General features: G+C 74.1%; 14 protein-coding genes, 1 tRNA gene and 1 pseudogene. 6 read left to right on the plus strand and 10 right to left on the minus strand.

The window, feature by feature from the left end:
* Positions 1-604 (plus strand): phosphotransferase (locus tag ICW40_RS09830; protein ID WP_221653646.1); only part of this gene is annotated, 604 nt, incomplete at its 5' end.
* Here the strand turns inward: ICW40_RS09830 and ICW40_RS09835 are convergent.
* The 9 genes from ICW40_RS09835 to ICW40_RS09875 all read right to left on the minus strand — a co-directional run bounded on the left by ICW40_RS09835 (position 543) and on the right by ICW40_RS09875 (position 8,732).
* Positions 543-959, minus strand: a complete 417-nt coding sequence (locus ICW40_RS09835) for a hypothetical protein (protein ID WP_221653647.1) — start codon at positions 957-959, stop codon at positions 543-545. The genes ICW40_RS09830 and ICW40_RS09835 overlap by 62 nt on opposite strands.
* 165 nt (positions 960-1,124) lie before the next feature.
* Positions 1,125-1,790, minus strand: a complete 666-nt coding sequence (locus ICW40_RS09840) for a response regulator transcription factor (protein ID WP_221653648.1) — start codon at positions 1,788-1,790, stop codon at positions 1,125-1,127.
* Complete coding sequence (locus ICW40_RS09845) at positions 1,787-3,307, minus strand: sensor histidine kinase (RefSeq protein WP_308121731.1); 1,521 nt, start codon at positions 3,305-3,307, stop codon at positions 1,787-1,789. Before ICW40_RS09845 ends, ICW40_RS09840 begins: the two co-directional genes overlap by 4 nt.
* 3 nt (positions 3,308-3,310) lie before the next feature.
* Positions 3,311-3,655 carry a hypothetical protein gene (locus ICW40_RS09850; protein WP_221653649.1) on the minus strand — a complete coding sequence of 115 codons (345 nt, stop codon included), beginning with the start codon at positions 3,653-3,655 and terminating at the stop codon, positions 3,311-3,313.
* Between the two features lie 45 nt (positions 3,656-3,700).
* Complete coding sequence (locus ICW40_RS09855) at positions 3,701-4,342, minus strand: response regulator (RefSeq protein ID WP_221653650.1); 642 nt, start codon at positions 4,340-4,342, stop codon at positions 3,701-3,703.
* On the minus strand, positions 4,339-5,655 hold the full coding sequence (locus tag ICW40_RS21525; protein ID WP_221653651.1) for a sensor histidine kinase: 1,317 nt from the start codon (positions 5,653-5,655) through the stop codon (positions 4,339-4,341). Before ICW40_RS21525 ends, ICW40_RS09855 begins: the two co-directional genes overlap by 4 nt.
* Positions 5,642-6,502 (minus strand): ABC transporter permease, encoded by an 861-nt coding sequence (locus tag ICW40_RS09865; protein WP_221653652.1) that lies wholly within the window; start codon positions 6,500-6,502, stop codon positions 5,642-5,644. Before ICW40_RS09865 ends, ICW40_RS21525 begins: the two co-directional genes overlap by 14 nt.
* On the minus strand, positions 6,499-7,404 hold the full coding sequence (locus tag ICW40_RS09870; protein WP_221653653.1) for an ABC transporter ATP-binding protein: 906 nt from the start codon (positions 7,402-7,404) through the stop codon (positions 6,499-6,501). The genes ICW40_RS09865 and ICW40_RS09870 overlap by 4 nt, the downstream gene beginning before the upstream one ends.
* Positions 7,405-7,487: 83 nt before the next feature.
* Positions 7,488-8,732, minus strand: a complete 1,245-nt coding sequence (locus ICW40_RS09875; RefSeq protein ID WP_221653654.1) for a pyridoxal phosphate-dependent aminotransferase — start codon at positions 8,730-8,732, stop codon at positions 7,488-7,490.
* 220 nt (positions 8,733-8,952) lie between these two features.
* Here ICW40_RS09875 and ICW40_RS09880 point away from each other — a divergent pair.
* The 5 genes from ICW40_RS09880 to rplA all read left to right on the plus strand — a co-directional run bounded on the left by ICW40_RS09880 (position 8,953) and on the right by rplA (position 11,681).
* Positions 8,953-9,025, plus strand: a tRNA-Trp gene (locus ICW40_RS09880).
* Positions 9,026-9,105: 80 nt separating this feature from the next.
* Positions 9,106-9,390, plus strand: a complete 285-nt coding sequence (secE, locus tag ICW40_RS09885; RefSeq protein WP_221653655.1) for a preprotein translocase subunit SecE — start codon at positions 9,106-9,108, stop codon at positions 9,388-9,390.
* A 128-nt stretch (positions 9,391-9,518) separates the two neighbouring features.
* On the plus strand, positions 9,519-10,334 hold the full coding sequence (gene nusG / locus ICW40_RS09890; protein WP_221653656.1) for a transcription termination/antitermination protein NusG: 816 nt from the start codon (positions 9,519-9,521) through the stop codon (positions 10,332-10,334).
* A 94-nt stretch (positions 10,335-10,428) separates the two neighbouring features.
* Positions 10,429-10,860 carry a 50S ribosomal protein L11 gene (gene rplK, locus ICW40_RS09895; RefSeq protein WP_221653657.1) on the plus strand — a complete coding sequence of 144 codons (432 nt, stop codon included), beginning with the start codon at positions 10,429-10,431 and terminating at the stop codon, positions 10,858-10,860.
* Between the two features lie 98 nt (positions 10,861-10,958).
* The gene (gene rplA / locus ICW40_RS09900; RefSeq protein ID WP_221653658.1) at positions 10,959-11,681 is read left to right on the plus strand and encodes a 50S ribosomal protein L1; all 723 of its coding nucleotides are present in this window, start codon (positions 10,959-10,961) and stop codon (positions 11,679-11,681) included.
* 93 nt (positions 11,682-11,774) lie between these two features.
* Here rplA and ICW40_RS09905 read toward each other — a convergent pair.
* Positions 11,775-11,963: pseudogene (locus ICW40_RS09905) on the minus strand (hypothetical protein); the annotation flags it as partial.

The following is an 11,963-nucleotide window of genomic DNA, read 5'->3' on the forward strand; positions in this document are numbered from 1 at the left end:
CCACGCGTCCGCCGCCGCGGTCGCCGTGCCGGCGCGCGCCGCCGAGATCGCGCGCCTGCGCGACGCGCTCGCGGAGGTCCTCGCGCGCACCGACGCGGGACCCGTCGTCGCGACCCACGGCGACCTGCACGAGGCGAACCTGCTGGTGGACGACGGCGCGCTCGTCGGGCTGCTCGACGTCGACGCGCTCGGCCCCGGGCACCGCGTCGACGACCTCGCGTGCCTCCTCGCGCACCTCAGCGTGCTCCCGGCGCTCGCGCCCGGGACCTACCGGCACGTGCCCGGCGCGCTGCGGCGCTGGCTCGCGGCCGTCGACGACGCCGGTGCGGCGCTGGACGTCGACCCCGTCGCCCTGCGCGCGCGGGCCGGGGCCGTGGTGCTCAGCCTCGTCGCGGGCTCGACGGGCGGCGGCCCGGAGGCGGAGGACGGCGCCTCGCGCCGCCTCGACGTCGCCGGGACCTGGCTCGCCGAGGCCCGCCTGAGAGACCTCTCATCCCCGCGTCCTCGTCCTCTCACGAACGGCGACGAGGCTCAGACCACGATCACGCAGGACACGACCACGCAGGGCACGACCACGCAGGACACCATCCAGGAGGACACATGAACAAGCGCACCGTCGTCATCGTCACCGGAGCCCTGGGGGCCCTGGGCCTCGGCGCCAGCGCCGCGGCCGGCGTGGGTCCGTTCGACTCGCCCGCGCCGAGCGAGCTGGGCGAGCGCGTCACCGCACCGGCGGGCGCGTCCCTGACGTCGCGGTCGTCGACCGCGACCCCGGAGCCGTCGTCGTCGCCCAGCTCCTCACCGAGCTCCTCGCCGAGCTCCTCACCCAGCGCCTCGCCGAGCGCGAGCTCGTCGTCGAGCGTGTCGCCGACGAGCATCACGTCCGGCAGCGGCATCACGTCCGTCACGACGGCGTCCGCCCAGACCTCGCCCTCGGCCGTCACGCCCGCGTCGCCCATGACGCCGCCCAGCCCGCAGAGCCCTCAGACGCCGCAGACGGCTCCGACCCCGCCCAGCGCTCCGTCCGCGGACTGAGCCCCGAGCGGCGTCGCCTCGACGCCGCCACCCCGGCGAAGGGTCCGTCGCGCTCGGCGCGACGGACCCTTCGCCGCGGGTGCACCGGCTCAGCGCTCCGCGAGCCGGTAGCCCATGCCCCGCACCGTCTCGATGACGTCCGGGCCGAGCTTCTTGCGCAGGTAGCGCACGTAGACGTCCACGACGTTGGACCCGGGGTCGAAGTCGTACCCCCAGACGCGCGACAGCAGCTGCTCGCGGCTGAGGACCTGGCCCGGGTTGCGCCAGAACGCCTCGGCGAGCGCGAACTCGCGTGCCGAGAGGTCCACCGCGCGGTCACCCACGTGCGCGCGTCGCGTCCGGAGGTCGAGGCGCAGGTCGCCGTGCGCGAGCACGGACCCGTCGCCCGCCGGTGCCTCGGTCCGCAGCCGCAGCCGGATGCGGGCCAGCAGCTCCTCGAACCGGAACGGCTTGGCCATGTAGTCGTCGGCGCCGCCCTCGAGCCCTGCGACCGTGTCCGTGACCGAGCTGCGGGCGGTGAGGATGATCACGGGCAGCGTGCTGCGCGCCTCGCGCAGCCGCCTCAGCACGGTGAAGCCGTCCTGGTCGGGCAGGCCGAGGTCCAGCACGAGCAGGTCCACGTCGCCGCTCAGGGCGTGGTCGTACGCCTCGCGCCCGGTGCCGACCACGAGCGGCGCGTGACCCGCGGCGCGCAGCCCCTTGGCGATGAAGGAGGCGATGCGCTCCTCGTCCTCGGCGATGAGGATCTGGCTCATCGGTCCTCCTCGTCGGTCGTGGTCGGGCCCGGGCGCAGCGGGAGGTCGAGGACGAAGGTGGCTCCCGGCGGTTCGGCGCCGGGGCGCGTCGGCCCGACCGCGACGGTGCCGCCGTGCGCGGCCGCGATGGCGGCGACGATGGGCAGGCCGAGCCCCGAGCCCTCGACCCCACGGCCCGCGACGCCGCGCGCGAACCGCTCGAAGACGCGCTCGCGGTCCGCCTCGGGGACGCCGGGCCCCTCGTCGGCGACCGTCACGCGCAGCGTGTCCCTGCGGGGACCCGCGGCCCCGGCGCCCCCGGCGACCACGCGCGTCGCGAGCCTCGCCGTGCTCCCCGCGGGCGCGAACTTGGTCGCGTTGGCCGCGAGCTGCAGCACCGCCTGGGTGAGCCGCCGCTCGTCGACGAGCGCGACGACGTCGGCCCGGGCGTCCACGCGCCACTCCAGCCGGCCGAGGCCGCGCGCCTTGTCGAGCAGGTCGTCCGTGAGGCGCCCGACGTCGACCGGTGCGAGCTGCACGAAGTCGGGTCGGTCCGCGGTCGCGAGCGTGACGAGGTCGTCGACGAGCAGGTGCATCCGGTCGACCTCGTCGAGCACGAGCGTCCGGGTCTCCGCGACCTCCCCGGGATCGGCGGGGTCCATCACCTCGAGGTGCCCGCGGACGATGGTCAGCGGCGTGCGGAGCTCGTGCCCCGCGTCGTCGAGCAGCCGGCGCTGCGACGTGAACGCGAGCTCGAGGCGGTCGAGCATCGCGTTCGCGGTCCGTGCGAGGTCGGAGAGGTCGTCGTCGCCGGTCACGGGGATCCGGCCCGAGAGGTCGGTGTCGCTGATGCGCTGCGCCGTGTCCCGCAGCGCGCGGATCGGCGCGAGCAGGCGCCCGGCCACGACCCACCCCACGACGGCCAGCACGACCAGGGAGCCGAGCGCGACGAGGGCGTACGTCCGGTAGGTGCGGGTGAGCTCGGCGTGCTGCGCCCCGCGGTCGACGGCGATCAGGAGCACACCCTCGGCGGGGTCGCCGGCCACGCGCACCGGGGCCGTCGCGTACCGGTACGACGTCGTCGCGGTCCCGAGCGTGCGCAGACGGACCGACGCGTCGTCCTGCGCGGCGACCGCCGAGGCCACGAGCGCCGGCAGGCGCTCGGGGCGCACGGGCACCGAGGCCGACGAGACCCAGGCGACCTCGCCGTCGACCACCGCGACGAGCCCCTCGTCGCGCGAGGGGACGGCGCGCTGGATCGCGACGTACAGCAGGCGGCTCACCTCGGTGAAGGGAGCGCCGGTCGAGGGGTCGACGCCCTCGGCCGCGAGCGTCCGGAGCTCTGCGACCTCCTGGGCGAGCGTCTCGTCGACGAGCTCGTCGACGCGGTCCCGCTGCAGGAGGTAGGCCGTGCCGCCGGCCACCGTCATGCCGGCCGCCGCGAGGCCGAGGACCGCCGCGAGGACCCGTGCGCGGACGGTGAGCCCTCGCCTCGGGGCGGTGTCGTCGTGGGCGCGTGCGCGCGCCGGTCGCCGCACGCGTCAGTCCTCACCAGGGTTGTCGGACCCGTCGTCGGCGTGGTCCGCGTCCTCGCGGTCGGTCCCGTCGTCGGTGCCGTCGTCGCCGGGGGACGGCGCCGGACCCTCGACCGGGGGCGCGGGGCTCTCGTCGTCCTGCTCGTCCTCGTCGGGCCCGTCGTCGCCGTCGTCCTCGGACGGGGTGGGCACCGGCGTGGGCGTGAGCGGACCGGGGGCGGTCGGCGGCGTGACCACCACGGCGTCGCCCAGCTCCTCGGCGGCGGGGGCCCGCGTGAGGGCGACCGCCGCGCCGGTCCCCGCGACGAGCACGACGGCGAGCACGCTCGCGAGCACCACGGGACGAGCCATGGCAGCCAGTATCGCGGCGCCGGATGAGACGGGGATGAGAGCGGCTCAGGGCTGGCGCAGGATGCCGCGCTCGAGCGCGACGGTGACGGCGCGCGTCCGGTCGTCGACGCCGAGCTTGGCGAAGACCCGGAGCAGGTGCGTCTTGACGGTGGCCTCCGCGATGAAGAGCTCGGCGCCGATCTGCGCGTTGCTGCCGCCGCGCGCGACCCCGGCGAGCACCTCGAGCTCGCGCGGGGTGAGCCGCTCGTCCGGGCGGCGCACCTGCGTCACGAGCCGGCGGGCGACCGACGGCGCGAGCACCGTCTCGCCGCGCGCCGCCGCCCGGACGGCCGCCACGAGGTCGTCGCGGGGCGTGTCCTTGAGCAGGTAGCCGGTGGCCCCGGCCTCGACAGCGCGCAGGATGTCCGCGTCGGTCTCGTACGTCGTCAGCACCACCACCCGGACCTCGGGGTGCGCCGCGAGGATCCGCTGGGTGGCGCCGGTGCCGTCGAGCCCCGGCATGCGCAGGTCCATGAGCACGACGTCGGGCGTGAGCTCGTCCGCGAGGGTCACGGCCTGCTCGCCGTCGCCCGCCTCGCCCACGACGTCGAGGTCCGGCTCGCCGCCCAGCAGGCCGACGATGCCGGCCCGCACGACGGGGTGGTCGTCGGCGACGAGGACGCGGACGGCGTCCGGTCCCGCGCTCATGCGGGCACCCCCGCGCCGCCGGCGCCGCCCGCCCCGCCGACGTCGGGCGCGACGTCGTCGGCCGGCAGGGTCACCCGGACCCGCGTGCCGCCCTCGGCGCGCGGGCTCACCGCGACCTCCCCACCGCCCGACGTCACGCGCTCGCGCATGCCGCGCAGGCCGAAGCCCTCGGTCGCCCCCGGGTCGATGCCGCGGCCGTCGTCGACCACCTCCAGGTTCACCACCGCGCCTCCCTCGCGCCCGGCACCCGGCTCCGCGCCGAGGACGAGCTGGACGTGCCGGGCGTGCGCGTGCCGGCGCACGTTGGCGAGCGCCTCCTGCGCGGCGCGCAGCAGGATCACCTCCTGGTCGCGGCTCGGTGTCGCGGCGGCGTGGCGCAGGACGACCTCGACGCGCACGCCGGTCTCCTGCGTGAAGCGGCTCGCGAGCCGTGCGAGCGCCTCCGCGAGGGTCGAGCCCTCGAGCCCGACCGGCGAGAACGCGGCGACGAGCGCGCGCGCCTCGGCCAGGTTGTCGCGCGCGGTGCGCTCGACGAGCTGCAGGCGCTCGGCCGCCTGGTCGGGACGCCCGCGCCGCAGGTCGGACGACGCCGTCTGCGCGAGCATGATCACGCTCGTGAACCCCTGGGCGAGGGTGTCGTGGATCTCGCGCGCCATCCGCTCGCGCTCGGCCGTGACGCCCGCGGCGTGCTGCGACCGGCCGAGCTCCGCCTGCGCCGCCTCGAGCTGCTCGATGAGCGCCGCGCGCTCCTCGCTCTGCTCGGCGACGTTCGTGATCCACAGCCCGAGGAGGACGGCGAAGGCCAGGGCGATCGCCCCCTGCGTGATCGCGCTCGGCAGGTCGGCGCGGTCGGGGCCGACCGCCACGACGAGCGCCCCGAAGACGCCGACGGTGAGGACCAGGGAGAGCAGCACGCCGAGCCGGCGCGAGTCCGCGAAGAACCAGATCTGGCTGTAGGCGATGAACAGCAGGATCGTGCCGACCGTGTCGAGCAGGACGATGCCGGTGGCGAGCGCGATGAGCACCGCGAGGTAGACGAGCGCGAGACCGCGGCTCCCGGTCCGGGCCGCCCGGCGCGCGATCAGCGTGTAGGCGACGACGAGCACCGCCATGAGCAGCAGCGCCCACCGCGTCCCGTCGGCGACGCCGCGGGACTCGAGCAGCACGGCGAGGGCGCCGATCGCCATCATCACGTAGAAGGCGATGTCCCAGCCGCGGAGCGTCCGGAGCCAGAACGCCGAGCGCTCGGCGGACGGCGACCGTCCCGCACCGGTGGTGCGGGACGGCCCGTCGGGCGCCTCAGCCGTCGTCACGCCTGCGCCACCGGAAGGTGCGGGTGCCGACGAGGAGCCCTGCGATGAGCCATGCGCCCAGGATGGCAGCCGTCGTGCCGAGCTCCCAGGACCCTGCGGGCTCGAGCGCCTTGGCGGCGTCGGGCAGGAAGACCGACCGCATGCCCTGCGCCATCCACTTGAGCGGGAACAGGGAGGCCACGGTCTGCATCCACGACGGCAGGGCGAAGAACGCGAAGAACACTCCCGAGATGAACTGCAGCACCAGCACCACCGGGGTCACGACGGCGCTCGCCGACCTGCCCGTGCGCGGTACGGACGAGAAGGCGACGCCGCACACCGTGCCGGTGGCCGTGCCCAGGACGAGCACCCACGCGAAGGTCAGCCAGCCCGCCGCGTCGGGGACCGGCACGTCGTAGGCGATGAACGCCAGCGCGAGCAGCAGCGCGACCTGCACGCCGGTGTTGACGAGGACCTGGCCGACCTTGCCGAGGAAGAAGGCGGTCACGGGCAGGGGCGTGCCGCGCAGCCGCTTGAGGGCTCCGGTGTCGCGCTGCACGGCCAGGTCGATCGCCATCGTCTGGAAGCTCGTCAGCATGATCCCCGTCGCGAGGATGCCCGGCAGGAAGTACTGCGCGAAGGGCACGGCGACCGTGCCGTCGGACTGCACCTCGGTGTCGAAGACGGTCGCGAAGATCGCCATCATGATGATCGGGTAGGCGAAGATGAAGACGACCGCGTCACGCTCGCGGAAGAACTGCTTGAGCTCGATGCCGGCCCGTGCGACCGCGAGCCTCAGGGTCGGGGGCAGGCGGTCGTGGTGGGGTGCCGGCACGGGGGACGGTACGGCGGACGTGACGGTGCTCATCGCACGGCCTCCTCGAGGGGGGTGCTGACGGTGGTGTCGCCGGCCGAGGCGCGGGGGGCCTCGCCGACCATCTCGAGGTAGACGTCCTCGAGCGTGGGTCGCAGGACGGCGAGCCCCGGCACCTCGTCCGGTGCGAAGCGACGTGCGAGCTCGCCGACCAGCGCGGTCGGCGTCGGCGTCCGACGCTCGCGCGTCACGCCGTCCTCCTGCCACCGCACGAGCGCCTCGTGGGTCGCGCGGCCACCGAGCGCGGCCGGCGCGTCGAGCGCCACGACCCGGCCGTCGCGCACGACGGCGACGCGGTCGGCCAGGTGCTCCGCCTCGTCGAGGTAGTGGGTGGTGAGCAGGATCGTGGTGCCCTCGTCCCGCAGGCCGAGGAGCAGCTCCCAGAACGACCGCCGCGCCTCCGGGTCGAAGCCCGTCGTCGGCTCGTCGAGGAAGAGGAGCTCGGGCCGGCCGACGATGCCGAGGGCGACGTCGAGCCGACGCCGCTGGCCGCCGGAGAGCTGCCGCACGCGCGTGGAGGCCTTGGCCGAGAGCCCGACCGCGTCGATGAGCTGCTCCGGGTCGCGCGGACGCGGGTAGTACAGCGCGACGTGGTGCACGAGCTCGCGCACCGTGAGCTCGGCCTGGTCGTCGGCGCTCTGCAGGACGATGCCGATCCGGCTCCGCCAACGGCGGTCGGCGCGCTGCGGGTCCACGCCGAGCACCGCGACCTCGCCGCGGTCACGGTCGCGGTAGCCCTCGAGGATCTCGATGGTCGTGGTCTTGCCGGCTCCGTTGGGCCCGAGCACGGCGAAGATCTCGCCGGGGTGGACCGTGAGGTCCAGCCCGTCGACGGCGCGCTTCGCGCCGTAGTGCTTGTGCAGGTCCCGGACGAGGACCGCAGGTGTCGTGTTCATGCCACGAGCGTCCCGCGCGCACGGTCGCGGGCATCAGCCCCGCCCGGTGGTCGCCGGGGTCCACCGGTCGGTGGACCCCGTGCCTACTCCGCCTCGGCGAGCAGCCGCTGGATGCGACCGACGCCCTCGGCCAGGTCGTCGTCGCCCAGCGCGTAGGAGAGGCGCACGTAGCCGCTCGGCCCGAAGGCCTCGCCCGGCACGACGGCGACCTCGGCCTGCTCCAGGATCAGCGTCGCGAGCTCGGCGGACGTCGTCGGGGTCACGCCCCGGATGGTCCGGCCGAGCACGCCCCGCACGCTGGGGTAGGCGTAGAACGCGCCCTTCGGCGTGGGGCACACGACGCCGTCGATCGCCGACAGCATCTCGACCATCGTGCGGCGGCGGCGGTCGAACGCCGTGCGCATCTCGTCGACCGCCGAGAGGTCGCCCGTGAGCGCGGCGATCGCCGCGCGCTGGGAGACGTTCGCGACGTTCGAGGACAGGTGCGACTGGAGGTTCGTCGCGGCCTTCGTGACGTCGAGCGGCGAGATCATCCAGCCCACGCGCCAGCCCGTCATCGCGTAGGTCTTCGCGACGCCGTTGAGCACGATCGTCGTGTCCGCCAGCTCGGGCACCGCACGCACGACCGGCGTGAACGCCGCGTCGTCGTACAGCAGGTGCTCGTAGATCTCGTCGGTGATCACCCAGATGCCGTGCTCGAGCGCCCAGCGCCCGATCTCCTCCGTCTGCTCGGGGGAGTACACCGCGCCCGTGGGGTTCGACGGCGAGCAGAAGAGCAGGGCCTTCGTGCGCTCGGTCCGGGCCGCCTCGAGCTGCTCGACGGTCACGAGGTAGTCCTGCTCCTCGCTCGCGAAGACCTCGACCGGCACGCCGCCCGCGAGGCGGATCGCCTCGGGGTAGGTCGTCCAGTAGGGCGCCGGCAGCAGCACCTCGTCGCCGTCGTCCACGACCGTGGCGAACGCCTGGTAGACGGCCTGCTTGCCGCCGTTGGTCACGAGGACCTGGTTGGGCGACACCTCGTAGCCCGAGTCGCGCAGCGTCTTGGCGGCGATGGCCTCGCGGAGGTCGGGCAGGCCCGCGGCGGGGGTGTAGCGGTGGTTGGCCGGGACCGAGCACGCGGCCACCGCGGCCTCGACGATGTAGCCGGGCGTCGGGAAGTCCGGCTCGCCGGCGCCGAAGCCGATGACGGGCCGGCCGGCGGCCTTGAGCGCCTTGGCCTTCGCGTCGACGGCGAGCGTCGCGGACTCCGCGATCGCCGCGACGCGGGTGGAGACCCGGCGGGCGCTGGTCGGGCTGGAACTGGACGGGGCGGCGGGCGTCTGGCTCACGCGCCCATAGTGGCAGAGCGGCTCCGTGTCCGGGCGGGCGTCCGAGGCGCGGCGGACGGGTCCGCGGCGGGTGCCGAGGAGGCGGTTCGACCCATCACGTCGGACCACGTACACTCGACCGCTGGTGGTTGACGCCCGCCATGATGCTCTGTGCCCGTGAACGGTCCGCGAGGACCAGGACGCGGTCCGGAGGTCGGGCACGGCGGCGGTCACCGGACGAAGGGCAGTGGCGCAATTGGTAGCGCACCGGTCTCCAAAACCGGCGGTTGTGGGTTCGAGTCCCGCCTGCCCTGCGTGAATCGGCGGCCGTCATCCGGCCGTGGCCCCCAGGGTCCCCGGGGCCCACCGGGGGACGAGACGTAGGGAACTGACTGTGAGCGAATCCGCACGCGCCGCGGCGTCGGGTGCCGAGAGCACCGGCGGCAGCAGCTCGCGCCCCTCGCGGGGTCGGGAGGAGGAGCGTCGCGGTCTGTTCGCACGCATCGCGCTCTTCGTCCGTCAGGTCGTCGCCGAGCTCAAGAAGGTGGTGCGCCCCACGCGGGCGGACCTGCTGCGGTACACCGCGGTCGTCCTCGTGTTCGTCGTCGTCGTGATGGCGTTCGTGACGCTCGTCGACCTGGGTGTCGGCACGCTGGTCGCCTGGGTCTTCGGCGGCTGAGGCGAGAGCCGGCAGCCGCGGGCACGTCCCGCGGCGGCGCCGCAGGGCCGTCCGACGCGTGACCGCAGCACGACCGCACGACCGTCAGCACGTTCAGCACGACAGTCAGCAGAAAGCAGGTTCACCCCGTGTCGCAGGAGTCGCTGGAGCCGACCGAGCAGGACGAGACCGCCGTGGTCGACGCGCCCGACGGTGACGAGCTCGCCCTGTCCGCGGACGAGGGCGCCGACGCCGGCCCCGCCGCCGAGGACGAGGACGACGTCGTGACCGACGAGGTCGCGGCCGACGACGCCGTGACCGACGACGGCCTGACCGACGAGGTCGTGGCCGACGACGAGGACGTTGAGGACGAGGACCCGGTCGCGGCCTTCAAGGCCGAGCTGCGGCGTCAGCCGGGCGACTGGTTCGTCATCCACTCCTACGCGGGCTACGAGAACCGCGTGAAGGCGAACCTGGAGAACCGCATCCAGAGCCTCAACATGGAGGACTACATCCACCAGGTGGAGGTCCCCATGGAGGAGGTCACCGAGATCAAGAACGCGCAGCGCAAGGTCGTGCGCCGCGTCCGGATCCCGGGGTACGTCCTCGTCCGCATGGACCTCACCGACGAGTCGTGGGGCGCCGTCCGGCACACGCCGGGCGTCACGGGCTTCGTCGGCCACACGCACCAGCCGGTGCCGCTCACGCTCGACGAGGTCTTCTCGATGCTCGCGCCGTCGCTCGCGCCGGTGACCGAGAAGACCCGCGCCGCCGCCGCGGCGCCCACGATCGCGGTCGACTTCACGGTCGGCGAGTCGGTCACCGTCACGGACGGCCCCTTCGACACGCTGCCCGCGACGATCTCCGAGATCAACGCGGAGGCGCAGAAGCTCAAGGTGCTCGTCTCCATCTTCGGCCGGGAGACCCCGGTCGAGCTGTCGTTCAACCAGGTCGCCAAGATCTGACCGAGCGGTCAGCGAGCCGTCCGGCGTCGTCGGACGGCACTGCAACCGGGTCATCGCCCACGGCGTCGGCCCACGAAGACGAACGGAAGGCATCATGCCCCCCAAGAAGAAGGTCTCCGGCCTCATCAAGCTGCAGATCAAGGCCGGCGCCGCGACGCCGGCCCCGCCGATCGGCCCCGCCCTGGGTCAGCACGGCGTGAACATCATGGAGTTCTGCAAGGCGTACAACGCGGCCACCGAGGCGCAGCGCGGCGACGTCGTCCCCGTCGAGATCACCGTCTACGAGGACCGCAGCTTCACCTTCATCACCAAGACGCCGCCGGCCGCCGAGCTGATCAAGAAGGCTGCGGGCGTCGCGAAGGGCTCGCCCACGCCGCACACGGTCAAGGTCGCGACCCTGACGCAGGCGCAGGTCCGTGAGATCGCCGAGACCAAGCTGGTCGACCTCAACGCGAACGACGTCGAGGCCGCGGCCAAGATCGTCGCCGGCACCGCCCGCTCCATGGGCATCCGGGTCGAGGGCTGACCCACCAGCACCACGTGCGGTGACCGACCGGTCGCCGCACGACACCAGTGGCAGGGCCGCGTGCGGCCCGACGACCACGACTGCGAGGAGAGAAGCAGATGGCCAAGCACAGCAAGGCGTACCGCACCGCCGCCGAGACGATCGACCGGGAGCGTCTGTACGCCCCCCTCGAGGCGGTCCGGCTGGCGCAGAAGACGTCGACCACGAAGTACGACGCGACCGTCGAGGTGGCGTTCCGCCTCGGTGTCGACCCGCGCAAGGCGGACCAGATGGTCCGTGGCACCGTCAACCTGCCCCACGGCACGGGCAAGACCGCTCGTGTCCTCGTGTTCGCGACGGGTGAGCGTGCCGAGCAGGCGCGTGCCGCGGGTGCGGACGAGGTCGGTGGCGACGAGCTGATCGAGAAGGTGGCCGCCGGCTACACCGACTTCGACTCCGCCGTCGCGACGCCCGACCTCATGGGCAAGGTCGGCCGCCTGGGCAAGGTGCTGGGTCCCCGTGGCCTCATGCCGAACCCCAAGACGGGCACCGTGACGATGGACGTGGCGAAGGCCGTGTCCGACATCAAGGGCGGCAAGATCGAGTTCCGCGTCGACAAGCACTCGAACCTGCACTTCATCATCGGCAAGACGTCGTTCTCCGACGTCGCGCTGGTGGAGAACTACGCCGCCGCGCTCGACGAGGTCCTGCGTCTCAAGCCGGCGTCGTCGAAGGGTCGGTACATCACCAAGGCGTTCGTCTCGACGACGATGGGCCCGAGCATCCCGCTCGACCAGAACAAGACGCGCAACCTCACGGCCGAGGACGGCGAGGACGCGTGACGTCCTGACGTCATCGTGACGAAGGGCCCCGGCAGCAGCGCTGCCGGGGCCCTTCGCGCATCCCCGTCGTGACGGTCCTGGCCCGGGACGGGCTCAGTGGCCCGGGTGGCCGGCGGGCGGTGCGGGAGCGGGGGATGCGGGAACGGTGGCGTGCGGGCCCGACTGGCCGTGCTGGCCGGACTGGCCGTGCTGGCCGTGCGGGACCGCCACGGCGCCCGCGGGCGTCGCCGCCAGCCCGGGCGTGGTGATGGCCGCGGTGACGACGGCGGCGGCCGCCCAGCC

The sequence above is a fragment of the Actinotalea ferrariae genome (assembly GCF_019733465.1).
GTDB classification, from domain to species: Bacteria; Actinomycetota; Actinomycetes; order Actinomycetales; family Cellulomonadaceae; genus Actinotalea; species Actinotalea ferrariae_A.